Genomic DNA, 25,717 nt, shown 5'->3' with positions numbered 1-25,717 from the left:
TTCGGCAGCTCCTACAGGTAATCCCATGTAGGAGCTGCCGAAGGCTGCGATCTTTTGATATTAAAGCGCGAAAGGCAAAGGTGTATTGACCTGCTGCCGCTGCGCCAACCGCTGTTCAAACTCTTTCGGATCGTGAATCAACACGTCCTGCCCGGCGAACTGCTCCGCCGCGATCAACCGCGACAGCCAGAACCGCACACAGGCTACACGCAGCATCGTCGGCCACAACTCAGCCTCCGCCGCCGTGAACGGTCGCAACGCCGCATAGGCGCCGAGAAACGCGCGGGCACGCGGCCCGTCGATTAAACCGTCCTCGTCCGAGCACCAGTCATTCAAGGCGATCGCCACGTCATAGAGCATCGGCCCTGAGCAGGCGTTGTAGAAGTCGATCAAACCGGTCAGGTGCGTGCCTTCGAACATCGCGTTATCGCGAAACAGGTCGGCGTGGATGTTGGCGCGAGGCAGCGCAAGAATCTTGTCTTTGCGCTCGGTGATCTCGTTCAACGCCTTTTGCAGCAGCGCACGCGGCTCATCGCTCAGGTGCGAAAGAAACTCCGTGCCCTCTTCCAGCATCCAGTCCAGACCACGGTCGGTCTTGCGCTTGATCATGCGCTCGTCCTGGGTCGCCAGGTGCAGGTGCGCCTGCAACTCGCCGACCTGCGCGCAATGTTGGGCATTAGCGACCTTGATGTGCTTACCGGAAAGGCGCGGTTGCAGCAGTGCCGGTTTGCCTTTCAGCTCACGCAGCGCCACGCCGTCGGTGGTGCGAAGTGCGTACGGCACCGGCAGATCGGCTTCATGGAGCACATCGAGCAGGTCGATGAAAAACGGCATCTCCTGCACCGGGCCGCGCTCGACCAGGGTCAGGACGAATTCGCCCTGCTCCAGGCTGATAAAGAAATTGGTGTTTTCGCTGCCGGCGGCGATCCCCTGGAAATCAAGCAGACGGCCAAGCCCGTAAGGGGCGAGAAAGGTTTCCAGCTCGGGCCGAGCCAGGGGAGTGAACACAGACATGTTTTAACTGCCAGTACGGGCGCCGCCAATCGCGGCGCCGGGTGAATTAAAAATCTACTTCCATTCGAAAATCTTCCACGACGGAATCAGCATATCCGGCTGATCCGAGCGGATGAAGTTTGCATCCGTCCCATCTGCACGCACCAGAAAGTACGGCGGCGCGCCCTTCGGCGTGACTTTGATCGCGTACAGGAAGCCGTTTTGCCGGTACTCCTGAATCGTCTTGTCGCCTTCCGTGCGAATGGTTACTTCAGGATCCCCTGACGGCGCATCATCCGCCGCCATCGCGGCCAACGGTGAGGCAGCAATCAGACCGACCAGCAGCAAGCGATTTAACGTACGCATGATAACCTTGTCCCTTTGTCGTCAACGGTCCCGCTATTCTAGCGCCGGACCCGCCGAAAAGGTTGATCCTGCTCATGAGCCAAGCCCCCCTCGTCCTGGTGGACGGTTCGTCTTACCTGTACCGCGCGTTTCACGCGCTGCCACCACTGACCACCTCCAAAGGCCTGCCGACCGGTGCGGTCAAAGGCGTGCTGAACATGCTCAAGAGTCTGCGCAAGCAGTACCCGGACAGCCCGTTCGCCGTGGTGTTCGACGCCAAGGGCGGGACATTTCGCGATGAAATGTACGCCGAATACAAAGCCAATCGCCCGAGCATGCCCGACGACATGCGCGTGCAGATCGAGCCGCTGCACCAGAGCGTGATCGCCCTCGGTTTCCCGCTGCTGTGCGTGGAAGGCGTCGAGGCTGACGACGTGATCGGCACCCTGGCGCGCAGCAGCGCGGCGGCGGATCGCCCGGTGATCATCTCCACCGGCGACAAGGACATGGCGCAACTGGTCGATGGCCACATTACTTTGGTCAACACCATGTCCGGTAGCTCGATGGACGTGGAGGGCGTTAAGGAGAAATTCGGCGTCGCTCCGGAGCAGATCATCGATTATCTGGCGCTGATGGGCGATTCGTCCGACAACATTCCGGGCGTTCCCGGCATCGGCCCGAAGACTGCGTCCGGCCTGTTGGTCGGCGTCAACGGCGGCCTCACCGAGCTGTACGCCAATCTCGACATCGTGCCGACCCTGCCGATTCGCGGCGCCAAGACCCTGCCGGCCAAGCTTGAAGAGCACAAGGAGATGGCGTTCCTCTCCTATCAACTGGCGACCATCAAGGTCGACGTGCCGCTGGACGTCGAACTCGACGACCTGCAGATGGGCGCCGAAGACCCGGCCAAGCTCTACGAGCTGTACTCGCTGCTGGAATTCAAAAGCTGGATCAATGATCTCGATCGCGACGCCAAACGTCTGGAACTGAGCGCAGCCAGCGAACCTGCGCTGGCCGGCGATCTGTTCAGCGCACCAGCGGAAGAAGCGCCTGTCGCTCCCGCCGAAGCTGCCTACGAAACCATCCTTGATCAGGCGCGCTTCGACGTCTGGCTGGAAAAACTGAGCAACGCCAAGCTGTTCGCCTTCGACACCGAAACCACCGGCATCGACGCGCAGCAAGCGCAGCTGGTCGGCCTGTCGTTCGCCGTGCAGGCCAACGAAGCCGCGTACATTCCGCTGACCCACTCCTACATCGGCGTGCCGGAACAGCTGGATCGCGACACCGTACTGCGCGCACTCAAGCCGATTCTCGAAGACCCGAGCAAGCTGAAGGTCGGCCAGCACGCCAAGTTCGATATGAATATTCTGGCCAACTGTGCCATCGGCGGCGATCAGAGCCAAGGCATCAACGTGCGCGGCATCGCCTTCGACACGATGCTTGAGTCCTACGTGCTCAACTCCACCGCCACCCGCCACGACATGGACAGCCTCGCGCAGAAGTACCTGGATCACACCACCGTGAGCTTCCAGGACATCGCCGGCAAAGGCGCCAAGCAGCTGACTTTCGACCAGATCGCTTTGGAACAGGCCGGGCCGTACGCCGCCGAAGACGCTGATATCACCCTGCGCCTGCACCAGACGCTGTTCGAAAAACTCAGCGCCATCCCGAGTCTGGCCAGCGTTTTGACCGACATCGAGATTCCGCTGGTGCCGGTACTGGCGCGCATCGAACGCCAAGGCGCGTTCGTTGATGCCGAACTGCTCGGCATTCAGAGCATCGAACTGGGCAACAAAATGGTCGCACTTGAGCGCGAAGCGTTCGAGATCGCCGGGGAAGAATTCAACCTTGGCTCGCCGAAGCAGTTGGGCGTGATTCTCTACGAGAAACTCGGCCTGCCAGTATTGAAGAAGACCGCCAAGGGCCAACCGTCCACCGCTGAAGAAGTGCTAGCGAAGCTCGCTGAAGACGATCACCGCTTGCCGAAGGTGCTGATGGAGCACCGGTCGATGAGCAAGCTGAAAAGCACCTACACCGATCGCCTGCCGGAGCAGATCAATCCGCGCACCGGGCGTGTCCACACCTCGTATCACCAGGCTGTGGCATCGACCGGGCGTTTGTCCTCGAGCGATCCAAACCTGCAGAATATCCCGGTGCGCACCGCGGAAGGCCGGCGCATCCGTCAGGCGTTCGTCGCGCCAAAGGGCTACAAACTGCTGGCGGCGGACTATTCGCAGATCGAACTGCGGATCATGGCGCACCTGTCCAAGGACGAAGGCCTGATGAATGCCTTCCGCAACAATCTGGACGTGCACACCGCCACCGCTGCCGAAGTGTTCAAGGTCGAACTCAACGAAGTGACCTCCGACCAGCGCCGTGGCGCCAAGGCGATCAACTTCGGCCTGATCTACGGCATGGGCGCACAGAAGCTCGGCAAGGACATCGGCGTCGACACCAAGACCGCCAAGGCTTATATCGACACCTACTTCGCCCGTTATCCGGGGGTTCGCGAATACATGGATCGCACCCGCGCACAGGCGGCGGATCAGGGTTATGTCGAGACCTTCTTCGGTCGTCGTCTGTACCTGCCAGAAATCAACTCGAACAAGCCGCAGGAACGTGCCGCTGCCGAGCGCACAGCGATCAACGCGCCGATGCAGGGCACGGCTGCCGACATCATCAAGAAAGCCATGGTGGCGGTGGATAACTGGTTGGCGACATCCGGGCTGGACGCCAAAGTCATCCTGCAGGTGCACGATGAACTGGTGCTGGAGGTTCGTGAGGATCTGGTCGAACAAGTCAGTGCCGAGATTCGCGTGCACATGAGCGAGGCGGCGAAACTGGATGTGCCGCTGCTGGTCGAAGTGGGTGTGGGCAACAATTGGGATGAGGCTCACTGAGGCTTTTGAACACGGTTTGCCGCGACCTGTTGTCGCGGCAGCGCCAGTAAAACCTGCTTATTTCGAAAAGCGCTTGGGATTATTCCAAAGCTTTTTGAAAAAAATCTGAACTAATCTGGAAGGACACCACTCAGAGATACTGAATGGCTGGTGAAGCCCTTCGATGCTCCTATGTTGTGTTAAGTGTTGGCAGATATCTGAACCCCGCCCTAGCGGTTCGGAACTTAAACCCCGGAACTTCTCCCTCCCCAATGAAGTCCGGGGCTTTTTTTGCCCGAAAATTGGCTGTGGCACGCTCAGACTGCGTTGAAAGCACAGCTAAAAATGCTCATTTAGGTACCCTAAACTCCGCTTTTTAGCTGCGCTTTCGCCTTGCCTGAGCGCACCACAGCCAATTTTCTAATCCCTGTTTTACTCAGCCGCCTCGGCGCCTTTGTCTGCCAGTTCCATCCAGCCGGCCAGTACAGTGTAGGCCTCTTCCAGGCCCATGCGTTTTGGCGCCGAGAACAGCTGGATGGTGACTAGGTCGCCCCAACCCTTGCGGATTTCCGACTGCACTTTGAGCAGGGTGTTCTTGGCTGCGCCGTAGGTCAGCTTGTCGGCCTTGGTCAGCAGGATGTGCATTGGCATGCCGGCCGCAACGGCCCAGTCGAGCATCAGCAGGTCGAAGTCGGTCATTGGATGACGGATGTCCATCATCAGAATCAGCCCCTTCAAACTCTCGCGGCCACCGAGGTAAGCCTCGAGGTGACGCTGCCAGTGCATCTTCAGCGGGATCGGTACTTTTGCGTAACCGTAGCCCGGCAGGTCGACCAGACGGCGATCTTCGTCTAGCTTGAAGAAGTTCAACAGCTGTGTGCGACCTGGGGTTTTCGAGGTGCGCGCCAGACTGGCGTGAGTCAAAGTGTTCAGTGCGCTGGATTTGCCGGCGTTGGAACGACCGGCGAACGCTACTTCGAAGCCTTCGTCGTCAGGGCATTGATCGACTTTGGCGGCACTGAGCATAAACGTGGACTGTTGGCACAGGCCGAGGATGGGATTCTTGAGTTGCATGGGATTTCCGATGTGGGCGGCGCCGGGATTGGGCGCGGAACGCGGTGTCGCTTCCGTTTCAGTGACGCCAGTATATAATGCCGCAGATTTTGTGTGTGCTTTGTCCCAGCGTAGGATGAAGTTCACGAGAGCGACAGACCTTGATTGCGCATTAGAACGCAGAACGCTCTCAACCCTGAAAAGGTCGTTTTATGACGAAATGGCTGCTGGCTGCCGGAGTCTTGATGCCGCTTTACAGCGCACAGGCTACACAGGATCCGGAAGCTGTGTACAACCGTGTTTGTGGTGCCTGTCATTCCGGCCAACTACCCATGGCGCCCGAAAGAGGCGATCAGGAAGCTTGGACGCCGAGGTTGGCGAAAGGTATGGAGACGCTGGTGCAACACGTGACCCAGGGTTTCAAGGCGATGCCGCCGCGTGGTTTGTGCATGGACTGCAGTGCCGAGGATTACCAAGCCATCATCCTGTGGATGAGCGCGAGTAAGCCCGGTCCATAACTTAACCCTTAGCCGTAGTTGGATTAGCTGATGAACAAATTGATCGTGAGTCTGCTGTTGACCGTGGGAATCTCAGGCTTCGCCCATGCTGCCGGTGATGCCGCAGCAGGCCAGGCAAAAGCCGCCGTATGCGGAGCCTGCCATGGCCCGGACGGGAACAGCATGGCGCCAAACTTTCCGAAACTGGCCGGTCAAGGTGAACGCTACCTGACCAAGCAATTGCACGACATCAAGTCGGGCAAGCGCACCGTTCTGGAAATGACCGGATTGCTGACCAACCTGAGCGATCAGGACCTGGCCGACATCGCCGCCTACTTCGCCAGCCAGAAAGGCAGCGTCGGCGCCGCCGATCCGAAGATCGTCGCTCGCGGTGAGGCCCTGTTCCGTGGCGGCAACCTGGCCAAGGGCCTGCCCGCTTGCACCGGCTGTCACTCACCGAACGGCGCTGGCAACGCCGCGGCAGGCTTCCCGCACCTGGGTGGCCAACACGCTCAATACATCGCCAAGCAACTGACCGATTTCCGCAAGGAAGAAGGCGGCCGCAACAACGACGGCGACACCATGACCATGCAGACCATCGCCAAGCGCCTGAGCGACGAAGATATTGCTGCGGTCTCCAGCTACATTCAAGGTCTGCACTAAGCGCATTTGGCAGTGATAGATCTCGCGCAACGTTAACGCTCGATTAATCCGTCGCAGCAAGTATAAAAAGGGTGGCTTTGGCCGCCCTTTTTTGTGGCCGCTGCCGTTACACTACAGAACTCATGCCCGCCAGGATCTGTCTGAAAACAGGTCGCGCGAGGCGACCCAAATTGTCCAGGAGTAAAGCATGCGTAATCTGATCATCAGCGCCGCCCTCGTCGCTGCCAGCCTGTTCGGCGTGACCGCTCAAGCCGCCGAAACCCCTGCCGCACCGTATGTCGAACTGGCCAATCCGGTGCCGGTGGCAGAGCCTGGCAAGATCGAAGTGGTCGAGCTGTTCTGGTACGGCTGCCCGCACTGCTACGCCTTTGAGCCGGTGATCAACCCGTGGGTTGAAAAACTGCCATCCGACGTCAACTTCGTGCGTATTCCGGCGATGTTCGGCGGCCCATGGGACGCTCACGGCCAGATGTTCCTGACCCTCGAAGCCATGGGTGTCGAGCACAAGGTTCACAGCGCCGTGTTCAACGCAATCCAGAAAGAACACAAGAAGCTGACCGACAAGAACGACATGGCTGACTTCCTCGCCACTCAAGGCGTGGACAAGGACAAGTTCCTCGCCACCTTCGACTCGTTCGCCATCAAAGGCCAGATCGTCAAGGCCCGTGAACTGGCCAAGAAGTATGAAATCACTGGCGTGCCAACCATGATCGTCAACGGCAAGTACCGCTTTGACATCGGCTCTGCCGGTGGTGCCGAACAAGCGCTGCAACTGGCTGACCAACTGGTCGCCAAAGAGCGAGCGGCAACCAAGGCTGCAGCCAACTAAGCGCCGCCCCCGCCATGCGCCGCTGGAAGTCTGAACGCATCGTTGGCCTGCATGATCCGCAGGTCAACGAGCATCACCTGGAGTCCACGGGCCTGCCCGCAGACCAACGTCTGCGCCTGCTCAGTTTCAATATCCAGGTGGGCATCAGCACCGAGCGCTATCGGCATTACCTGACCCGTAGCTGGCAGCACCTGCTGCCGCACAACGGTCGCTCAGGCAATCTGCAAAAGATCGGCGACTTGCTCGGCGACTTCGATCTGGTCGCCTTGCAGGAAGCCGATGGCGGCAGCCTGCGTTCGGGCTACGTCAATCAGGTCGAACACCTTGCCCAGCTCGGCGCCTTCCCTTACTGGTATCAACAACTCAATCGCAATCTCGGCCGACTGGCCCAGCACAGCAACGGCGTGCTGAGTCGTCTGAAACCGTCGGCGATTGAAGATCACCCGCTGCCAGGCCCGAAAGGTCGTGGCGCGATTCTGCTGCGCTTCGGCGAAGGCCCGGAAGCGCTGGTGGTGGTGATGATGCACCTGGCCCTTGGCGCACGAACCCGCAGCCTGCAACTGGCCTATATTCGTGAGCTGATCGGTGGCTACAAACACCAGGTATTGATGGGCGACATGAACACCCATGCCAGCGATCTGCTGCAACATTCTCCGTTACGCGATCTCGGCCTGCTGGCCCCGCAGGTGGAAGCGACATTCCCCAGCTGGCGTCCTCAGCGTTGCCTTGATCATATTTTGCTCAGCCCGACCCTGACGCTGGAAAAGGTCGAAGTGCTGGCACAACCGATTTCCGATCACCTGCCGGTCGCGGTAGAGATTCGTCTGCCGGGTTCGCTCACGGCCGATGCATTGCCCGCGTTGAGTCCTGCCCCTCGCGGAACCCCTGAATGAGCGACGACGCCCAGCGCTGGAAAGAGAAGTACCTCAAAAGCATCGAACAGCAAGACAAGCTTGAGCGGCGCTGGGCCGCCAGGCTCGACTTGCTGCGGCGCGGTCTGGTGCGCAGCACACTAGCGGCTGAAGGCACCGATAAAGTCGTCGATCAGTGCATGAAAGAGATGCGCGACGTGGTGCGCACCGACGACATGGACGCCGGCCTCGCCGCCCTGTTGCCGCGCTTGGAAAAAGCCGTGCTCGATTCCGAGCAGCGCCGCGAAACCCGCATCGATCAAGTCAGTACCGCGCTGACATCGCTGGTCACTCAGTTGCAGGCTTTGCCGTTGCCGCGTGAAGTCGCTCAGCCACTGAAGAAATTCGCCAAACAACTGGATAGCCGCGTCGGTTCGGCGCGGGAAATGCCACTGTTGCTGAGTGAACTCAGCGGCTTGCAGGGCAAGGCTTTGAGTCAGCTGGAAACGCCAGCCGAACCGGGACGCCCAGGATTGTTGCAGCGTTTGTTTGGTAGCCGTGACAGCGAAGAAGCGCTAGCGACACAAGCCCCCGCGCAGGTTCCAGCCTCGCCGCCAGAGCAACCACTGGCTGCACCGTCAACCACAGCGGAAACCGCACAGCTCGCGCCTGTCGCGGCGGCTGAGCTGGTACCGGCAGCGCCTGCCAGCAAAGCACTTGCGCCTGTTGTCGAACCACCCACGCCAGCCGCTCCAGCCCAGTTGGAACCGGCAAATGTAGTGGCCTTCGTACCGCCAACGGTCATCAGCGAAGTTATCAGTGAACCGCTCGAACCGGAGGCAGAGCGCTTCGAGCCCGAGCCTGTTTTCGCCCCGGCTTCAGCGCCGGCTCAAGCGCCGATCACCGCTGAGGCGGTCAATCCCGATGAACTGATCCACCCCGGTGATCCATCACCACCGATCATCGACAGCCTGCCCCTGCCCGAACCGATTGCTCAGGCGCTGGCCGCCATCGACCCGGAACAGCCCGAGCACGACATCCTGTTCGCCCTGCCGGACACCCCGGAGCCGTCTTACAGTTCCGTGGCCAAGCACATCGAAGACACCCTGATCGGGCTGCTCGACGACCTGACCCTGCCGGAACGCCACCGCCCGCAAGCCGAAGCCATGCGTGAGCGGCTAAAACACGGTTTGAACTGGTACGAACTGATCCCGATTCTCGACGATCTTGCAACGTTGATGCTGGCGATCACCGACAGCGGCCAGCACGAATTCGAAGCCTATCTGCAACAGCTCAATGAACGCCTCGAAGCGTTTCAGAGCAATCTGCAAGCCGCCAGCGAGGGCCATGCCGACAACAGCTCGGCGGCGAAAGCCATGGACACGCAGATCCGTGAGCAAGTCGACGGCCTGCAGACCAGCGTGCAGGAAGCTGCGGATCTGGAAGACCTCAAGCACGTGCTGGAAAATCATCTTGAAGGCCTGCTCGGCACCATGGACCAGCATCAGAAGCAGCGCGACGCCCGCGAGCAGGAAGTCGCCACGCGGCTGAAAAGCCTGTCCGAACGCGTGGCGCATATGGAGCAGGAAGCCCAGGGTTTCCGCGAACATCTTGAAGTACAACGGCAGAAAGCACTGATCGACCCGCTCACCGGCCTGCCGAACCGCGCCGCGTGGAGCGAACGCCTTGAGCATGAAATCAAACAGTGGCAACTGCACGGCAACACGCTGAGCCTGGCCATGCTCGACCTCGATCACTTCAAGCGGATCAATGACAACTACGGCCATCTGGCCGGCGACAAGGTGCTGAAAATCATCGCCACCGTACTGCGCAAGCGTCTGCGCGGCGCCGATTTCATCGCCCGTTTCGGCGGTGAGGAGTTCGTTCTGTTGATGCCGGCGACGCCGCCAGCGGTCGGCGCAAAACTGCTGGAAACCCTGCGCGCCGCTATCGAAGCCTGCCCGTTCCACTTCAAGGGTGAACGAGTGACCATCACCATCTCCATGGGACTGGCGACATTCCGTGCCGGAGAACACAGCGATCTTGTATTGAAGAGAGCCGATCAGGCGTTATACCGAGCGAAAAATGCGGGGCGCAACAGGGTCGAGCTGGGCTGAGCAAATTGTTCCATTTTGTTTAAATCCGCCCACTGACCGTCGAGACGCGAGGCAGTACGTTACACTGTTGCATTACTGTCTTGCGTGTACTGCCTTCTGCCATGAAATTCTTTACCCTCCTCGCTTCGCTGCTCGTTCTGGCCGGTTGTGCCAGCGGCCCTCGCTACAACACCAGCCATCCTTCGGCCAATTACGACAGCCGCATTCAGTTTGTGGTTGTGCATTACACGTCGGCCTCGCTGGAGCGCTCGCTGCAATTGCTGACCCACGGCGAAGTCAGTAGCCATTACCTGATCGGCGACGACAAGAGCGGCACCATCTACAAGCTGATGGACGAAAACCAGCGCGCCTGGCACGCCGGCGAAAGCCAATGGCAGGGCCGTACCTGGCTTAACTCAAGCTCGATCGGTATCGAAATCGTCAATCCGGGCTTCAAGGACACCCCGACCGGCCGTCTGTGGTATCCGTACAGCGAAGCGCAGATTCAATCGTTGATCGTCCTGCTCAAGGACATCAGCAAGCGCAATGGCATCAGCCCGCGCCACATCATTGGCCATAGCGACATCGCGCCATTGCGCAAACTCGATCCGGGCCCTTTGTTCCCGTGGAAACGTCTCGCCGCCGAAGGCTTGGGCGTATGGCCGAACGAACAGGCAGTAGCGCGCCAGCAAATGCTGTTCAACAGCAGCGAACTGCCGAGCATCAGCTGGTTCCAGGCACAGTTGGCGCACTTGGGTTATGACACACCGCAGACCGGTGAGCTGGACGTTGCCACACGCCACGTCCTCGCCGCCTTCCAGATGCACTTCCGCCCTTCGCGCTTCGACGGCACGCCGGATGCACAAACGGCAGCGTTGTTGCTGGTACTCAATCAGACAAAATAATGACGCCCGCCCGACGGTCAGGGCGAAATTGCAATCAGCAGCTATAACTCATTGGTAATTCTTCGGATATTCCATGATGGTTGCTACCCGAGAGACGCTGCGTAGCTGGTTTTATCGCCCCTGGTTTTTGGCGATGATCGCGGCTGTCCTCAGTGCCTGCCTGCTGATCGCCGGCGGTATGTTCGTGGCGATGCGTCAGGTCGAGCAAAACGAAAGCCAACAAATGAACGCACAAGGCGAACGTTTCCTGGCCCGCCTCGAACAATTGTTTGGCCAGTTGCGTGAAAGTCTCGATGACCTGGAAGCGCAGCCCTTGCGCAGTTGTGACGATGAAATGATCGCCACCCTGCAGCAAGTCACCTTCAACTATCGCTTCGTCTATGAAGCGGCTTACATGGACGCTTCGCGGATCTGCTCCAACCGTCCGCGCCAGGAAGGCCTGTCGGTGGTCCGCGCGCCAGACATCAAAGGCCCGACCTACAGCTATTGGCTGAACACCACCACCGAACCTGATGAAAACCGCGCGGCGCTGATGCTGGGGCGCGGCAATTTCCGCGTCGCCACCTCGCGCGGGCATCTGACCGACATGGTCGATTTGTCTCCCGGTAGCAGCCTGCTGGTGGTGCTCGATCATGGCACCCGTGCTATCCCGGTGCTTGGCACGGCGCAAGCCTGGCCACCCACGGAACACTGGCCACCGAAAAGTCGCGATGCCCTGCAAGTTACGCAAACCCGGCTGATCTACCGCATGCCCACGGATAATCCAGAGTATCAGTTGGTCCTGATCACACCCAGAACCGGCATGCACATTCCGGCTGTCTGGTGGTGGATCATCCCGGCGTGTCTGCTGCTCGGCGCCTTTGTCGGATTTTTCGTGTTCTTACTGGTGCGCCAGCGTCAGTCTCTGGATGCCGAACTACACGGTGCAATTCGCCGTGGCGAGCTGCAGGTGCTCTATCAACCGATCTTCGACCTCGACAGCCGCAACTGCGTCGGTGCCGAGGCCCTGCTGCGCTGGCGCCGCCCCGACGGTACGCTGACCAGCCCTGACCTGTTCATCCCCATGGCAGAAAACACCGGGCAGATCCGGCAGATGACCGACTTCGTCCTGCAGCGCCTGCTGGAGCAACTGGGCCAGTTGCTGCGCGCCAATCCGCAGCTATACATCTCGGTCAACCTGGCAGCCTGCGACGTGATGGTGCCACGCATCGGCCAGGTCATGGCGCGGCTGCTCACACTGCATCGCGTGGCGGCGCGGCAGATTGCCTTCGAGGTCACCGAACGTGGCTTGATTGATGTGGTGGTGGCACGGGAAAACCTGCAAGCGCTGCGCGATGTTGGCCATCAGGTGCTGATCGACGATTTCGGCACCGGCTATTGCAGCCTCGCCTACTTGCAAACCTTGCCAGTGGACTGCTTGAAGATCGACAAAGCATTCATTGATGCACTGGGCCATGACGCGGCCAGCAGCGGCGTCGCCCCGCACATCATTCACATGGCCCAGGCGCTGGATTTGAAGGTGATTGCCGAAGGCATCGAGCTCGAATCCCAAGCGCAATTGCTCAGCAGTGAAGGGGTGAAATTCGGTCAGGGCTGGTTGTTCGCCCATGCGCTGAGCGCGGTGCAATTCATCGAACTGATCACCCGTGGCCGGCGCCTTGCCGGTCGACGCATGGATGATGAAGCCTAGACAGCGAGCGCCATATAAAACTGCGTGCCCTGCCCCGGCCGTGAGTAAACGCCCATGCGTCCACCATGCAACTGGACGATTTCCTTGCACAACGCCAAGCCCAAACCGGCACCGCCCTTCTTGCGCCCTACCTGCACGAAAGGTTCGAAGATCCGCCCCTGCTGGCCGTAGGCAATGCCTTCGCCGTTGTCTTCGACGCTGACAATCAGCCGCTCGCCATGCCGACGTGCCTGCAAGCGGATCTGACCGTCGCGGGCGGTATGGCGCAAGGCGTTGTCGATCAGGTTATCCAGCACACGATCGAGCTGTGCCTGATCGGCCTGCAAACGTGGCAACGGTCCCTGCACTTCGACATGCAGGGCGATGCCCTTGGCCGCCGCCGAATCGGCAAAGCGCAGTTGCGCCTGCTCCAGCAAATCCTCGATGGAGCATGGTGCCAGCGTGAGTTTCTGCAGGCCATTCTGATAACGCGAGAAGTTGAGCAAGTCGTTTATCAACTGCATCAAGCGCTGCATCTCTTCGTTCACGGTGTCGAGCAAATCGGCTTCGCGCGATTCCGGGGCGTACTTCGCTCGTTCGCGGAACAGCCCGAAGGCCATGTGCATGCCGGTGACCGGCGTGCGCAGCTCATGGGAAGCGCGCAACACGAATTCGCTGCGCACCCGCTCGAAGGCGCGTTGCTCGGTCACGTCATGCAAGACCATCACCGCGCCAAGGATATGCCCCTGCGTGTGGCTGACCGGCGTCAGGCTGTAGGTCAGCAAACGAGATTCGCCGTCGACCTCGATGCTCAGGTCTTCCGGTGCGCGCTCAAGCGAGCCACCGCGCAACACCAGTTGCAACTGCGCATCCAGCTCCGGCCGCTCCAGCGCGGTGCCCAAGCCTTGGCCGAGGCGATCATCTTCCCAACCCAACTGGCGCTGAGCCACCGGATTGAGGTGTTCCAGATGCCCCTGGCGGTCGATCATCAGCAAGCCGTCGTCGATACTGTCGAGCACCGCTTGCAGCCGCTGCTGACCGGCGAACAATTCGTCGACGTTGGTCGCCTGATGTTCCCGCAGGGCCTCAGCCATCAGGCCGAAACGCTTGGTCAGCAGGTTCATTTCCATCGCGGAGGAAATCGGCAGGGTCACTTCAAAATTGCCTTGGCCGATATTGTCCGCCGCCTGCGCCAGCGCCTCGATCGGCGCGCCGAAACGCCGGGCAATCCCGTGGGCCGTGATGAAGCCGATGATCAACACCGCCAGCCCGACAAATCCCAGCAGACCGGCGATCAACAATGCCCGGTCGCGCGCTTGATGCTGAACCGCGTTAATGTTGTCCAGTGCATGCTTGTGTTCAGTGATCAAACCGTTGCGCAGCGTGTTGAAGCGCTCTCGGAGGTTGGCGTTGCTGCTCAACGCAGCCGCCGGATCACGGGACACATCAAAGGCCTGAAGAAAACTCAGGTAATCAGCCTTGGCCTGACTGAAACCATACTGGCGGCCATCGCCAATGTGCTCTTGGGCGATACCGTCATCAAGCAACTTGAGATACTGCTGCTTGGACGCCTCGAACGCGACCGGATCGGGTTCTTCGGCGAGCATGAGGACCAGTTGATCACCCAGGGTTTGTCGCAGCTTTAGGCCCAGATCGAGAGTGACGAAGTTGTTACGCAGCGTCGTTTCCTGCGAGCCAGCCATTTGCATCACGCTGACCAGCCCGAGCAACAGCCCGAGCAAGGCCACGGTGATGAGAGCGGAAATGCTCAAGAACAAACGGGTCCGCAACTTCATCGCCAATTTCATCGTCGGGCACTCACAGGTTGTACTGCTTGCGCTTGCGATACAGGGTCGAGGCATCGATGCCGAGCGTTTTCGCCGCTTGGTCCAAGGTGCCGGCGGTGGCGAGGACGGCGCCGATGTGCGCCTTCTCCAACTCATCGAGACTCAACGCGGCACCGACTCGTGGCGCGTTGTTGGCCGGTTGTTCGGCCATGCCCAGGTGGCTGATCTCCACGCGTTCCTGCGGGCAGATGATGCTCGCCCGCTCGACCACGTTGCGCAACTCGCGAATGTTGCCCGGCCAGCGATAGCCGAGCAGTGCCTCGCGAGCCTCGTCGCTGAAGCCACGTGCCGGACGCGCATACTCTTTGACGAAGCGGGCGAGGAAGCGGTCGGCCAACGTCAGGATGTCCTCGGCGCGCTCGCGCAGTGGCGGCAGGTGCAGGGTGATGACGTTCAGGCGATAGAGCAGGTCTTCACGGAAACGCCCGTCACGGACCATGTCTTCGAGATTGAGATTGGTCGCCGCTAGAATGCGCACGTCGGCGCGGCGGGTGACCGGATCCCCTACCCGCTCGTATTCCTTGTCCTGAATGAAACGTAGCAACTTGGGTTGTAATGTCAGTGGAAAATCGCCGATCTCGTCGAGAAACAGAGTGCCGCCGTCAGCCTGATTGACTCGACCCAACGTGCTTTCGCTGGCCCCGGTAAAGGCGCCACGACTGTGACCGAACAGCTCGCTTTCCATCAATTCCGCCGTCAGCGACGGGCAGTTGATGGTCACGCAGGATTTTTTCTCGCGCTTGCTCCAGCCGTGAATCGCTCGGGCTAGCTCACCTTTACCAGTGCCGGACTCGCCGAGGATCAGAATGTTGGCGTCGGTGCCGGCGACCTGACGTGCAGTTTCCAGTACGACTTTCATCGCCGGGCTGTGGGAATCGAGACCGTCCTTCGGTTTGCGGATCTCGCCTTCGAGGGCCTCGAGGCGCGCCGACAGTTGGCGCACTTCCAATTGCTTGGCAGTGGCCAGACGCAACTGATCCGGGCTGCACGGTTTGACCAGATAGTCGGCGGCGCCGGCCTGGATCGCGTCGACGGCGGTATCGACAGCCGAATGCGCGGTGACAATCACCACTCGCATCCATGGTGCCTGAATGCGCATCTGCGCCAGTACGTCGAGGCCGTTGTCTTCTCCCAGACGTAAATCAAGGAAGCACAGATCGAAGACCTGGCGTTGCAGCAAGGTGTCGGCCTGAGCCGCGCTGTTGGCTGTGGCAACCGTATAGCCTTCATCTTCGAGGCAATAACGGAAAGTACGCAGGATGGCGGATTCGTCGTCCACCAGCAGAATGCGGCCTTGATGCTCAGTGGCAGATTCCATTTTTCCTACGCTCCATAGTGATTGGTCTTGGGTTAGTCCCGGAAAAATCGGGCAAGTTGCATGGTTGATTCTGAACGATGCCAGCCATAGGAGGGTAGCTCTCTCCTGCCTTTACGGCCAATACGTTGATTTTGTTGGTTTTTTAAACAAATGCCGATTTGCAGGGCATTCCCTGCGTACTTTTCTGACATCTGCGCCCTGCTCTCAATTCCATAAGAATGAAATCTCCTACGAAAAAATCGTGCATTGCGCACGATCCCAGATGCCCCATCGTGCAGGATGCGTCGCGAAAGTTTTCTACCGCGCCTATAACCAATTGATTTTATTGAATATTTTTCAATTAAAAAACTGGCATGCAGGCTGCAATACCTCATTCAGCCCGGGCAGAAATGAACTGCCCCAACCGAATAAGAGTGAGGAACCCAGGATGACTCGCCAACGTGCCGCCCAAGTGCGTATCTCGCCACTGCATATTCAGCAAGGTCTGTTTGGCGTACTGGCGCTGTTGATCACCCTGATCGCCTGTCAGCAATACCTGCGCTGGGAAAACAGCCAGCAGGTTGAGCCGCTGATTTCGATCCAGCACAACACGCAAACGCACTTCAGCGCCGTCAGCAGCAGCCAGGCCGAGAGCGCCTCGATGCGCATGATGGATGTCGATCAGGCGCAGCCGCTGGATCAACTGCCACGTGAAGAGCGTTGGGTTTTCTAAAGAACAGATGAATTCGGGCGCGCAGCGCCAGAACACGTAACACCCCTAAATAGAGAAGTAAGGAGAATCACCATGTTGAGCTGGGCAATTACATTCTTGATCATTGCCATCATCGCTGCAGTACTGGGCTTCGGTGGTATCGCGGGCACCGCCACGGGTATCGCCAAGATTCTCTTTGTCGTGTTCCTGGTGATGTTCATCGCTTCCTTCTTCTTTGGCCGTCGCGGCCGAGGTTAACGATGACTGTGTTAAAGACACTGGCAGCCGCCCTGCTTCTGGGCGGCAGTGCCATGGCGATGGCGGCCAATGACGGCCAGGCGCGGGTCAACGAACTATTGAGTTCCGACCCGCAGTATCGCGAAACCTGGGAAGGCGTGGTGAAGAAGGAAGAACGCCTGCCGGAATGGGTGATGAACCTGTCCGGCACGCCTGACCAGCAGATGAATGCCGTAACTGAAGATGGCGACCAGTATCTGGTCGGCCCGCTCTGCGAATCTGCAGACAAGTGCCTGAACCACCGCTTGATCGTCGCGTTCAGTTTCGACAAGAAAGACGCATACGCCATGCTCGTGGATGTGCCCGAAGGACTGCCGGCCGACAAGTCGCCAACGCGACATGCCACCTACCGCTTCCTCGGCAAACCCGATCAGGGCATGCAGGATCTTTTGATGGAAACCCTGAAGAAAGATCCGAAGTGGTACTGATTTGAACATGAAGGCAGCAGCCCTGCTGCCTTCCATTGCGCCCACCTGAGGAAGGCAGGCGCATGACCAAGGGGCCGGGACGTTCTGACTGTTGCAGGGTCGGAGTGACCTACGGGGACAGGGAGTGCCTGCGCAAGGGCCGGGTCAGGGTAAAAGCTGCGCCGCAGGTTCGCCGACCCGTAGTGGCTCGACGGACTTGCGCTGAGCTTTCCAACAAGCAAAACATTGATCCAGAGCGTCTAGCTCATCCTTTTTATCGCTGACACTGCGCGCGAAAACATTACGCGGTGTTTCATGGCGACCGTATATCGACAAAGAGACCACTTAAACAGTAGGACTTCTAGTCTTCCTGCGTAGGCTTTTTCCTAAATATTTCGTCGATTTTTCTCGTTCAAAAAACAACCAACCTAGGCTGTGATGGCCGGTTCACGGCACTTATGCCGGCCGAAATGTCACAATCGAACCGGTTGGGACGCCAGTTTCATTTAAAAAAGCTCATGCCGATTCGGCATAGGGTAGGCGTTTACGGCATTAGACGGCGCAACCTTGCATCGGAATAGTTGCGCCTTTTTTCGCCTGCCGAAGAGCCGTAAATACGCGCTTCGGGGCACCTTATACGGAGGCAGATGCACAGACTTTTCCGCTAAAGAGCGTTCCAGTTCCTGCATGTGCCTGAGTCAAACGCAAGTAAGGGTAAAGATAATGAAGAAGGCAAAAATCAGCCTCGCCTGGCAGATCCTCATCGGTCTTGTTCTAGGGATTGCAATTGGTGCGTTGCTCAATCACTTCAGTGCCGAGAAGGCTTGGTGGATCAGCAACGTCCTGCAACCGGCAGGCGATATCTTTATCCGTCTGATCAAGATGATCGTGATCCCGATCGTCATCTCTTCCCTGATTGTCGGCATTGCCGGCGTGGGCGACGCCAAGAAACTCGGGCGGATTGGCCTGAAGACGATCATCTATTTCGAAATCGTCACCACCATCGCCATCGTTGTCGGCCTGCTGCTGGCCAACCTGTTCCACCCGGGTACCGGCATCGACATGAGCACCCTGGGCACGGTGGACATCTCGAAGTACCAGGCGACCGCCGCCGAAGTGCAGCATGAACACGCGTTCATCGAGACCATCCTCAACCTGATCCCGTCGAACATCTTCGCGGCCATGGCCCGCGGCGAAATGCTGCCGATCATCTTCTTCTCCGTGCTGTTCGGTCTCGGTCTGTCGAGCCTGCAGTCGGACCTGCGCGAGCCGCTGGTGAAGATGTTCCAGGGCGTCTCGGAAAGCATGTTCAAAGTCACCCACATGATCATGAACTATGCGCCGATCGGCGTGTTCGCACTGATCGCGGTGACCGTGGCCAACTTCGGCTTCGCCTCGCTGCTGCCGCTGGCGAAACTGGTGATCCTGGTTTACGTCGCCATCGCCTTCTTTGCCTTCGTGGTGCTGGGCCTGATCGCCAAGCTGTTCGGTTTCTCTGTGATCAAGCTGATGCGCATCTTCAAGGATGAGCTGGTGCTGGCCTACTCCACCGCGTCTTCGGAAACCGTGCTGCCACGCGTGATCGAGAAGATGGAAGCCTACGGCGCACCGAAAGCCATCTGCAGCTTCGTGGTGCCGACCGGTTATTCGTTCAACCTCGACGGTTCGACCCTGTACCAGTCGATCGCCGCCATCTTTATTGCCCAGCTGTACGGCATCGACCTGTCGATCAGCCAGCAGCTGCTGCTGGTCCTGACCCTGATGGTCACCTCCAAAGGCATCGCCGGTGTACCGGGCGTGTCCTTCGTGGTACTGCTGGCCACTCTGGGCAGCGTCGGCATTCCGCTGGAAGGCTTGGCGTTCATCGCCGGTGTCGACCGCATCATGGACATGGCGCGTACCGCTCTGAACGTGATTGGTAACGCCCTGGCGGTACTGGTTATCGCACGTTGGGAAGGCATGTACGACGATGCCAAGGGCCAGCGCTACTGGAACTCCCTGCCGCACTGGCGCAGCAAGGAAAAACTGCCTGCAGGCGAAATCTCGAAGAACTGACACACCCCTGTAGGAGCTGCCGCAGGCTGCGATCTGTTGATCTTGCTTTTTAAAAACAAAATCAAAAGATCGCAGCCTTCGGCAGCTCCTACAGGAGATTGAGGTCAACCCGGTAAATGGGGTGGCAGCAGGTACACTCAAACCCCGGAGAAATCCGGGGTTTGTCGTTTCTGGTGACCCCGCTATCATTCGCGGCATTCTTCGGGGGATTTGACTGATGCTTAATGGCCTGTGGCTTGGCTTCTTCATCGTGGCAGCCGTATCGGCGCTGGCGCAGTGGCTGATCGGCGGCAACGCCGGGATCTTTGCGGCGATGGTGGAAAGCATTTTCGCCATGGCCAAGCTCTCGGTCGAAGTCATGGTGCTGCTGTTCGGCACCCTCACCCTGTGGCTGGGCTTTCTGCGCATCGCCGAGAAGGCCGGGATCGTCGAGTGGCTGGCCAAGGTACTCGGCCCCCTGTTCCTGCGGCTGATGCCGGAAGTCCCGGCCGGTCACCCTGCCCTTGGCCTGATCACTCTGAACTTCGCCGCCAACGGTCTGGGCCTCGACAACGCGGCCACGCCCATCGGCCTGAAAGCCATGAAGGCGCTGCAGGAGCTCAATCCCAGTGCCACCATCGCCAGTAACGCGCAAATCCTCTTCCTGGTGCTCAACGCCTCCTCCCTGACCCTGCTGCCGGTGACGATCTTCATGTACCGCGCCCAGCAAGGCGCGCCAGATCCGACGCTGGTGTTCCTGCCGATCCTGCTGGCAACCAGTTGCTCGACGATCGTCGGCTTCCTCTCGGTGGCGTTCATGCAGCGCCTGCGGATCTGGGATCCAGTGGTGCTGGCCTATCTGGTACCGGGTGCGCTGTTGTTGGGTGGCTTCATGGCGTTGCTCGGCACCCTTTCAGCGACGGCTTTGGCGGGATTGTCGTCGATCCTCGGCAATCTCACGCTGTTCGGGTTGATCATGCTGTTTCTGATCATCGGCGCGTTGAGGAAAGTGAAGGTTTACGAGGCGTTCGTTGAAGGCGCGAAGGAAGGCTTCGACGTCGCGAAGAACCTGCTGCCGTATCTGGTGGCGATGCTCTGTGCGGTCGGCGTACTGCGTGCTTCCGGGGCGTTGGACTTCGGTCTGGATGGCATTCGTCATCTGGTCGAGTGGGCGGGTTGGGACACACGGTTTGTCGATGCGTTGCCGACGGCGATGGTCAAGCCGTTCTCCGGCAGCGCAGCGCGGGCCATGCTGATCGAGACGATGAAGACCTCGGGCGTCGACAGCTTCCCGGCGCTGGTCGCGGCGACGGTGCAGGGTAGTACCGAGACGACGTTCTATGTGCTGGCAGTGTATTTCGGCGCGGTGGGCATTCAGCGGGCGCGGCATGCGGTGGGGTGTGCGTTGCTGGCGGAACTGGCGGGTGTGCTCGGCGCGATTGGCGTGTGCTACTGGTTCTTCGGCTGATCACACATCAAAACTGTAGGAGCGAGTCTGCTCGCGATAGCGGTTTATCAATCGCCATCATCGGTGACTGATACACCGCTATCGCGAGCAGGCTCACTCCTACAGGGGTTGTGTGTCGGGCTTAAGGTTTTGGGGGGGCCAGTTTCTGGCCTTGTTCGACAGCCCAAGCGACGATTTTGGCGGTCAGGCGATCACTGGCCTGGCCAAACCCGGCCACCACCGCCGGCACCTGTACATCGTTCAGAGGCTGGCGCTCTTCAAAGCGGCGACTGGCCAGAATGCGCTGGTCATAACCGCGCACCAGCAACGCATCGACGCGCACCACAACGCTGGCCTGTGAGCCTTGGTATTCGGTCTGAAACGCCTGCAAACTCCCGCCCAATTCCAGATCCGCCGCAAAGTTGCTGTCATCGGTACTAAGCAACGTCACCCGACCATCACGCTGAAACCCATCGAACAAGCGATTACGCACCAGCACCGGCGCCGGATCACTCCAGCGCGAGCCCTTGTAACTGCTGATCACGTCGCCCTGCGGAATCACCGCAATCGTCGGCCGGTTCAACGCCTCACTGGCCTGCAACTTGTTCAACCGCAACGACCAAGACTGAGTCGCCGCTGAACTGGCCGAGGCGGGCGCCTGTGCGGCCGGCAGGCGATAGACATCCGACGGCTCGGACTGGGGCAGAATCGAACAGGCGCTGATCAGCGTGAAGCCGGCGAGGAGGGCAAGTCGAGTCAGCTTCATGGCGTGAATTCCTTGTTCTTGTCACGGCCCAGCAGGTAGCCGCTGGGGTTGGCCTCAAGGCGTTGGGAGATGGCGCGCAGCGAGGTCAGCGTCTCGCGCAGTTCGCGGATCGCCGGGGCCAGGCCATTAAGGCCCTGCATGCCGTTGTCGAGGGAGTTTTCGTTTTTGTTCAGCAGGGTGCTGATCGTCGCGGTACTTTGCTCCAGCGACTTCATGGCTTGTTCGGCACTGCCCAATGCCTGTTTGCCCTGATCGTTGATCAAGCCGTTGGCATTGCGCATCAATAACGAGGTCTGTTCGAGCATGCTGCCGGCCTGTTTGCCAACGCTCGCCAGTTGCTGCATGGCTTGCTTGATGTCACCGCGCTGATCGTTGATGGTGCCGGTGGTCTGCTCCAGATGGGTGAGGGTTTTGCTCACACGCTCGACGTTCTCGGCAGAAAACATCTGGTTGGCGTTCTGCAGCAGCGCAGTGATGCCGGTCATCAAATCGTTGCTGTCATTGAGCAAGCGCGAAATAGGCGAGGGCGAAGCGACGATGGTCGGCAGGTTGCCATCATGTCCACGCAGCTTCGGGCTCTCGGGCGTACCGCCGCTGAGCTGGATAATCGACGTACCGGTGATCCCGGCCAGCGCCAGTTTGGCCTGGGTGTCTTCCTTGACCGGCGTATCACCGGCCAGACGAATCCGCGCCAGCACCCGCCGCGGATCCTTTGGATCGAGGCGCAGGTTGATCACATCGCCGACCTTGATCCCGCTGTACTGCACCGGGCTGCCCTTGGACAAGCCACTGACCGCCTCGCTGAAGACAATCTCGTAATCCTTGAACTCGGTGTCGACACTGGACTTTGCCAGGAAAAGACCGAAGAGCAGGGCACCTGCCACCACAATCACGGTGAACAGGCCGATCAACACATGATGCGCTCGGGTTTCCATGTCAGACCTCGTTGAGCAATTTGGCGGCGTCCAGCGCCGAGCGGCCACGCGGACCGTGGAAGTATTCGTGAATCCATGCGTCGTCGGTTTCCGAGACGACGTCGATCGGGCCGGCGACCAGCACTTTTTTCTGCGCCAGCACCGCCACGCGGTCGGTGATGGTGTAGAGCGTGTCGAGGTCGTGGGTCACCAGAAACACGCTGAGACCGAGCGCATCGCGCAGGGTCAGGATCAATTGATCGAACTGCGCCGCACCAATCGGATCGAGGCCAGCGGTGGGTTCATCGAGAAACAGGATGTCCGGGTCCAGCGCCAGAGCCCGGGCCAGAGCAGCGCGTTTGATCATGCCGCCGGACAGCGATGCCGGGTATTTGTCCGCCGCCGACAGCGGCAACCCGGCCAGCGCCAGCTTCACCGCAGCCAAGTGCTCGGCGTCGTTGCGGCTGAGGCCGGCGTGTTCGATAAGGGGCAGGGCGACGTTCTCAGTAACGGTCAGCGAGGAGAACAGCGCGCCTTTCTGAAACAGCACACCAAAACGGCGTTCGACCAGCGAGCGCTCATGCTCGGACAGGCTCGGCAGGTTCTTGCCGAACACTTTGACGATGCCTTCGCTAGGCCGGCGCAGGCCGACGATGCTGCGCAGCAACACCGATTTGCCGCTGCCGGAGCCGCCGACCACGGCGAGAATCTCGCCTTTGTACAAATCCAGGTCGAGGTTCTCGTGCACGCTCTGGCTGCCGAAGCGATTGCACAGGCCACGGACTTCGATCACCGCCTCCGAGGGCGCGCGGGGTAGACGACTCACCAGCCCATCTCCATGAAGAACAGCGCGGCCACCGCGTCGAGCACGATCACCACGAAAATCGATTGCACCACGGCAGACGTAGTGTGGGCGCCGACCGACTCGGCGCTGCCACTGACCTTGAAGCCTTCCAGGCAACCAATTGCAGCAATGATGAAGGCGAAGATCGGCGCCTTCACCAAGCCGACCAGAAAGTGCTGCACGCCGATATCCGACTGCAACAGCGTCAGGAACATCGCCGGCGAGATATCCAGCGACACCGCGCAGACCACGCCGCCGCCGATTATCCCGCAGAGCATCGCCAGGAAGGTCAGCATCGGCAACGCCACCAGCATCGCCAGCACGCGCGGCACCACCAGCAGCTCCATCGGATCAAGGCCGAGGGTGCGAATCGCATCGATTTCCTCGTTGGCCTTCATCGAGCCGATCTGCGCAGTGAAGGCACTGGCAGTGCGCCCGGCCATGAGGATTGCCGTGAGCAGCACACCAAATTCGCGCAGGAACGAGAAGCCCACCAGGTCCACGGTAAAAATCGTCGCACCGAAACTGGCCAGCACCGTGGCGCCGAGAAACGCCACCACCGCACCCACCAGAAATGTCAGCAATGCCACGATCGGCGCGGCATCGAGGCCGGTCTGCTCGATGTGCGCGATCATTGGCGTGATGCGCCAGCGCTTGGGCCGTAACAGGTTGCGAGCGATGGTTTCCATGATCAGGCCGACGAAACCGAGCAGTTGCAGAGTGTCCTGCCAGACGGTGTCGACGGCGCGACCAATGCGCGTCAGCAGTTGCACACTGACGCTGATTTCCAGCTCTTTGATCGGCACGCAGAAATCGGTCATCGAGCAGTACACGGTTTGCAGCAGCGCGCGGTCGGCGGAGGTCAGGGTGCAATCGGGGTGTTCGGCGGATTTGCCCAGGCGTTCGGAGCCGAGCAGTTCGACCAGCAACGAAGCGCCAGCGGTGTCGAGGGCGCCGAGGCTGTTGAGGTCGATCGGGGTGTTGGCATCGTACTGACCGTGGAGCTTTTCGCTCAGTTGCTTGAGCTCGGCGTAATGGGCAAGCGTCCAGTCCCCCGTGACCCGCAGGCGGGCAGGGGTTATCGACGTGTCCAGTTGAGCATTACCGCTGATCGAGCTGCTGGTCATAAGCTCCGTGCTTGTTCGGCCTTTATGCGAACTAACGTAATAGCACGAACCGGATTACTTTTCTTTGATCGCTGTGCTGTCCGTGACTTCGAAACGCAGCACGCCGATCACCTGGCCATCCTCGGTCAACACCCGCACTTGCCACTTGCCCGCCGGGTTGCCGGGGAAGTTCTGCTTGTGCGTCCACGCACGGTAGCCTTCCTTGCGCCCGCCATGGATGTCGAGGGCGATGCGGTCGACCTCTTTGCCGTTGAATTGCCAGACGTGATAAATCCGCTCATCCAGCCCGCGCGGCGCGTTGATAGCGGTATAGGCATAAAGGCCATCGCCACGAATCTGCTCGGCGCTGACCGTGTCGAGGCTGGCGCCTGGGGTGCGGTCCTGCATTTGCGTGCTGATCGCCACGTCGGTCATCCACAGCGTCGCCGGTGGCACCCACGAACGCAGCGCCCAACCCACGCCACCGATGCCGACCGTGATGCACAGGATCGCCAAGGCATTGCGCAGCGTGCGGATCGGGAAGATCGACGCCAGACTCGGGAACGACAACAACACGGCAATGCCAAGCGCCCACTTGAAGCTTTGCGCGGTGGTCAGGTGCATGATCACCGGCAACGCGGTGAGCAGGGCGGCGAACAGGGTCAGAGTGTGCAGCGCGAGAAACGCCCAGCGCCGTGGCGCCAGCCATTTGTAATAGAGCGGATCGACGATGGAAATCAGTGCCGCGACGCTGAGCAGGCCGGTGAAAAACAGCTGTCCGCTATTCCACGTCGTGGTGATGAAAAAGAACGGCAGGACGAAAAACAGGCTTTCCTGATGGATCATCTGCGTCGCGTAACGCAGCAGCGGCTGGGGAATCTCGCGTTTGAACACGCGGGTGAAGAGGCCGGTGAGGGTGTTTTCCAGCATCAGCCAGATCCAGCTGAGCAGCATGATCACGGTGATCCAGCTCGCCAGGCCCTGCTGACGATCGACCATGATGAAACTGCCGACCCCGGAGATGAACCCGCCAAGCGCAATGACCCCGGGATAGCGCTTCATCAGTTCGAGAATGCGCTGGATCAGGAGCTGTATTTTTGGCATTTGGGCGGTTCACGACTTGAGGGGAAAAAACCTCGACAGAGTAGCGCTGGCAAGGCTGATGGTCACTTAAAACCAACGCATTTCATTGTAGGAGTGAGCCTGCTCGCGATTGCGGAATATCAGCCGAAGAAATGGTGACTGAAGGACCGCTATCGCGAGCAG

General features: G+C 59.7%; 23 protein-coding genes. 13 read left to right on the top strand and 10 right to left on the bottom strand.

Annotation, left to right across the window (positions count from 1 at the left end):
• Window positions 1-60 precede the first annotated feature (60 nt).
• Entirely contained in the window at window positions 61-1,014 is a 954-nt protein-coding gene (locus J0G10_RS01260) for a homoserine kinase (protein ID WP_095049538.1), read from the bottom strand.
• 54 nt (window positions 1,015-1,068) lie between these two features.
• Window positions 1,069-1,359 carry a DUF2782 domain-containing protein gene (locus J0G10_RS01255; protein ID WP_064389732.1) on the bottom strand — a complete coding sequence of 97 codons (291 nt, stop codon included), beginning with the start codon at window positions 1,357-1,359 and terminating at the stop codon, window positions 1,069-1,071.
• Between the two features lie 74 nt (window positions 1,360-1,433).
• Between J0G10_RS01255 and polA the strand changes: the two genes are divergently transcribed.
• Window positions 1,434-4,238: a DNA polymerase I gene (polA, locus tag J0G10_RS01250; RefSeq protein ID WP_220557237.1), complete on the top strand. Its 2,805-nt coding sequence runs from the start codon at window positions 1,434-1,436 to the stop codon at window positions 4,236-4,238.
• A gap of 411 nt (window positions 4,239-4,649) precedes the next feature.
• Here the strand turns inward: polA and yihA are convergent, their stop codons facing one another.
• Window positions 4,650-5,291: a ribosome biogenesis GTP-binding protein YihA/YsxC gene (gene yihA / locus J0G10_RS01245; protein ID WP_007911767.1), complete on the bottom strand. Its 642-nt coding sequence runs from the start codon at window positions 5,289-5,291 to the stop codon at window positions 4,650-4,652.
• A gap of 191 nt (window positions 5,292-5,482) precedes the next feature.
• On the opposite strand from yihA, the gene J0G10_RS01240 reads away from it, so the two are divergent.
• The 7 genes from J0G10_RS01240 (at window position 5,483) to J0G10_RS01210 (ending at window position 12,801) form a co-directional block, all read left to right on the top strand.
• Window positions 5,483-5,788, top strand: a complete 306-nt coding sequence (locus tag J0G10_RS01240) for a c-type cytochrome (protein WP_095049540.1) — start codon at window positions 5,483-5,485, stop codon at window positions 5,786-5,788.
• 30 nt (window positions 5,789-5,818) lie between these two features.
• The gene (locus J0G10_RS01235) at window positions 5,819-6,430 is read left to right on the top strand and encodes a c-type cytochrome (RefSeq protein ID WP_016986443.1); all 612 of its coding nucleotides are present in this window, start codon (window positions 5,819-5,821) and stop codon (window positions 6,428-6,430) included.
• Window positions 6,431-6,617: 187 nt separating this feature from the next.
• Complete coding sequence (locus J0G10_RS01230) at window positions 6,618-7,259, top strand: thiol:disulfide interchange protein DsbA/DsbL (RefSeq protein WP_095049541.1); 642 nt, start codon at window positions 6,618-6,620, stop codon at window positions 7,257-7,259.
• 14 nt (window positions 7,260-7,273) lie between these two features.
• Window positions 7,274-8,152: an endonuclease/exonuclease/phosphatase family protein gene (locus J0G10_RS01225; protein ID WP_007911779.1), complete on the top strand. Its 879-nt coding sequence runs from the start codon at window positions 7,274-7,276 to the stop codon at window positions 8,150-8,152.
• Window positions 8,149-10,227 (top strand): GGDEF domain-containing protein, encoded by a 2,079-nt coding sequence (locus J0G10_RS01220; protein WP_220557236.1) that lies wholly within the window; start codon window positions 8,149-8,151, stop codon window positions 10,225-10,227. The genes J0G10_RS01225 and J0G10_RS01220 overlap by 4 nt, the downstream gene beginning before the upstream one ends.
• A 101-nt stretch (window positions 10,228-10,328) precedes the next feature.
• Window positions 10,329-11,111 (top strand): N-acetylmuramoyl-L-alanine amidase, encoded by a 783-nt coding sequence (locus tag J0G10_RS01215; protein ID WP_095049543.1) that lies wholly within the window; start codon window positions 10,329-10,331, stop codon window positions 11,109-11,111.
• 76 nt (window positions 11,112-11,187) lie between these two features.
• Complete coding sequence (locus J0G10_RS01210) at window positions 11,188-12,801, top strand: EAL domain-containing protein (RefSeq protein WP_176471263.1); 1,614 nt, start codon at window positions 11,188-11,190, stop codon at window positions 12,799-12,801.
• Here the strand turns inward: J0G10_RS01210 and J0G10_RS01205 are convergent.
• Both J0G10_RS01205 and algB read right to left on the bottom strand, forming a co-directional pair.
• The gene (locus J0G10_RS01205) at window positions 12,798-14,588 is read right to left on the bottom strand and encodes a KinB sensor domain-containing domain (RefSeq protein WP_220557235.1); all 1,791 of its coding nucleotides are present in this window, start codon (window positions 14,586-14,588) and stop codon (window positions 12,798-12,800) included. The genes J0G10_RS01210 and J0G10_RS01205 overlap by 4 nt on opposite strands.
• A 10-nt stretch (window positions 14,589-14,598) precedes the next feature.
• Complete coding sequence (algB, locus tag J0G10_RS01200; protein WP_095049546.1) at window positions 14,599-15,945, bottom strand: sigma-54-dependent response regulator transcription factor AlgB; 1,347 nt, start codon at window positions 15,943-15,945, stop codon at window positions 14,599-14,601.
• A 427-nt stretch (window positions 15,946-16,372) separates the two neighbouring features.
• Between algB and J0G10_RS01195 the strand changes: the two genes are divergently transcribed.
• From J0G10_RS01195 to J0G10_RS01175, 5 genes are all read left to right on the top strand, one after another.
• Window positions 16,373-16,657: a hypothetical protein gene (locus tag J0G10_RS01195; RefSeq protein WP_093429512.1), complete on the top strand. Its 285-nt coding sequence runs from the start codon at window positions 16,373-16,375 to the stop codon at window positions 16,655-16,657.
• 72 nt (window positions 16,658-16,729) lie between these two features.
• Window positions 16,730-16,894, top strand: a complete 165-nt coding sequence (locus J0G10_RS01190; protein ID WP_003177151.1) for a DUF1328 domain-containing protein — start codon at window positions 16,730-16,732, stop codon at window positions 16,892-16,894.
• 2 nt (window positions 16,895-16,896) lie between these two features.
• Entirely contained in the window at window positions 16,897-17,361 is a 465-nt protein-coding gene (locus J0G10_RS01185) for an inhibitor of vertebrate lysozyme family protein (RefSeq protein WP_095049547.1), read from the top strand.
• 702 nt (window positions 17,362-18,063) lie between these two features.
• Window positions 18,064-19,395, top strand: a complete 1,332-nt coding sequence (gene gltP, locus J0G10_RS01180) for a glutamate/aspartate:proton symporter GltP (RefSeq protein ID WP_034152229.1) — start codon at window positions 18,064-18,066, stop codon at window positions 19,393-19,395.
• Window positions 19,396-19,612: 217 nt separating this feature from the next.
• Window positions 19,613-20,842 (top strand): nucleoside recognition domain-containing protein, encoded by a 1,230-nt coding sequence (locus J0G10_RS01175; protein ID WP_095049548.1) that lies wholly within the window; start codon window positions 19,613-19,615, stop codon window positions 20,840-20,842.
• Window positions 20,843-20,963: 121 nt separating this feature from the next.
• Here J0G10_RS01175 and J0G10_RS01170 read toward each other — a convergent pair whose 3' ends face one another.
• From J0G10_RS01170 to J0G10_RS01150, 5 genes are read right to left on the bottom strand one after another with little or no spacing between them, the layout of a single operon-like run.
• The gene (locus J0G10_RS01170) at window positions 20,964-21,587 is read right to left on the bottom strand and encodes an ABC-type transport auxiliary lipoprotein family protein (protein WP_220557234.1); all 624 of its coding nucleotides are present in this window, start codon (window positions 21,585-21,587) and stop codon (window positions 20,964-20,966) included.
• Window positions 21,584-22,522: an MlaD family protein gene (locus J0G10_RS01165; RefSeq protein ID WP_220557233.1), complete on the bottom strand. Its 939-nt coding sequence runs from the start codon at window positions 22,520-22,522 to the stop codon at window positions 21,584-21,586. The genes J0G10_RS01170 and J0G10_RS01165 overlap by 4 nt, the downstream gene beginning before the upstream one ends.
• Window position 22,523: 1 nt before the next feature.
• Entirely contained in the window at window positions 22,524-23,327 is an 804-nt protein-coding gene (locus tag J0G10_RS01160) for an ABC transporter ATP-binding protein (protein ID WP_116254167.1), read from the bottom strand.
• Window positions 23,324-24,472, bottom strand: coding sequence for an ABC transporter permease (locus tag J0G10_RS01155; RefSeq protein ID WP_220557232.1), 1,149 nt, complete (start codon window positions 24,470-24,472; stop codon window positions 23,324-23,326). Before J0G10_RS01155 ends, J0G10_RS01160 begins: the two co-directional genes overlap by 4 nt.
• A 54-nt stretch (window positions 24,473-24,526) precedes the next feature.
• A complete protein-coding gene (locus J0G10_RS01150) occupies window positions 24,527-25,555 on the bottom strand; it encodes a DUF5924 family protein (protein ID WP_095049553.1) in 1,029 nt (342 codons plus the stop codon).
• Between the last annotated feature and the right edge of the window lie 162 nt (window positions 25,556-25,717).

Origin of the sequence: Pseudomonas germanica, assembly GCF_019614655.1 — a bacterium.
In the GTDB taxonomy this organism is placed as follows: domain Bacteria; phylum Pseudomonadota; class Gammaproteobacteria; order Pseudomonadales; family Pseudomonadaceae; genus Aquipseudomonas; species Aquipseudomonas neuropathica.
This window is presented reverse-complemented; position numbering and strand designations above follow the sequence as displayed.

Bases quoted from the DNA above. Each gene is read 5' to 3' on its own strand.
- J0G10_RS01260 (WP_095049538.1), bottom strand. From the start codon at position 1,014: ATGTCTGTGTTCACTCCCCTGGCTCGGCCCGAGCTGGAAACCTTTCTC.
- J0G10_RS01255 (WP_064389732.1), bottom strand. From the start codon at position 1,359: ATGCGTACGTTAAATCGCTTGCTGCTGGTCGGTCTGATTGCTGCCTCA.
- polA (WP_220557237.1), top strand. From the start codon at position 1,434: ATGAGCCAAGCCCCCCTCGTCCTGGTGGACGGTTCGTCTTACCTGTAC.
- yihA (WP_007911767.1), bottom strand. From the start codon at position 5,291: ATGCAACTCAAGAATCCCATCCTCGGCCTGTGCCAACAGTCCACGTTT.
- J0G10_RS01240 (WP_095049540.1), top strand. From the start codon at position 5,483: ATGACGAAATGGCTGCTGGCTGCCGGAGTCTTGATGCCGCTTTACAGC.
- J0G10_RS01235 (WP_016986443.1), top strand. From the start codon at position 5,819: ATGAACAAATTGATCGTGAGTCTGCTGTTGACCGTGGGAATCTCAGGC.
- J0G10_RS01230 (WP_095049541.1), top strand. From the start codon at position 6,618: ATGCGTAATCTGATCATCAGCGCCGCCCTCGTCGCTGCCAGCCTGTTC.
- J0G10_RS01225 (WP_007911779.1), top strand. From the start codon at position 7,274: ATGCGCCGCTGGAAGTCTGAACGCATCGTTGGCCTGCATGATCCGCAG.
- J0G10_RS01220 (WP_220557236.1), top strand. From the start codon at position 8,149: ATGAGCGACGACGCCCAGCGCTGGAAAGAGAAGTACCTCAAAAGCATC.
- J0G10_RS01215 (WP_095049543.1), top strand. From the start codon at position 10,329: ATGAAATTCTTTACCCTCCTCGCTTCGCTGCTCGTTCTGGCCGGTTGT.
- J0G10_RS01210 (WP_176471263.1), top strand. From the start codon at position 11,188: ATGGTTGCTACCCGAGAGACGCTGCGTAGCTGGTTTTATCGCCCCTGG.
- J0G10_RS01205 (WP_220557235.1), bottom strand. From the start codon at position 14,588: ATGAAATTGGCGATGAAGTTGCGGACCCGTTTGTTCTTGAGCATTTCC.
- algB (WP_095049546.1), bottom strand. From the start codon at position 15,945: ATGGAATCTGCCACTGAGCATCAAGGCCGCATTCTGCTGGTGGACGAC.
- J0G10_RS01195 (WP_093429512.1), top strand. From the start codon at position 16,373: ATGACTCGCCAACGTGCCGCCCAAGTGCGTATCTCGCCACTGCATATT.
- J0G10_RS01190 (WP_003177151.1), top strand. From the start codon at position 16,730: ATGTTGAGCTGGGCAATTACATTCTTGATCATTGCCATCATCGCTGCA.
- J0G10_RS01185 (WP_095049547.1), top strand. From the start codon at position 16,897: ATGACTGTGTTAAAGACACTGGCAGCCGCCCTGCTTCTGGGCGGCAGT.
- gltP (WP_034152229.1), top strand. From the start codon at position 18,064: ATGAAGAAGGCAAAAATCAGCCTCGCCTGGCAGATCCTCATCGGTCTT.
- J0G10_RS01175 (WP_095049548.1), top strand. From the start codon at position 19,613: ATGCTTAATGGCCTGTGGCTTGGCTTCTTCATCGTGGCAGCCGTATCG.
- J0G10_RS01170 (WP_220557234.1), bottom strand. From the start codon at position 21,587: ATGAAGCTGACTCGACTTGCCCTCCTCGCCGGCTTCACGCTGATCAGC.
- J0G10_RS01165 (WP_220557233.1), bottom strand. From the start codon at position 22,522: ATGGAAACCCGAGCGCATCATGTGTTGATCGGCCTGTTCACCGTGATT.
- J0G10_RS01155 (WP_220557232.1), bottom strand. From the start codon at position 24,472: ATGACCAGCAGCTCGATCAGCGGTAATGCTCAACTGGACACGTCGATA.
- J0G10_RS01150 (WP_095049553.1), bottom strand. From the start codon at position 25,555: ATGCCAAAAATACAGCTCCTGATCCAGCGCATTCTCGAACTGATGAAG.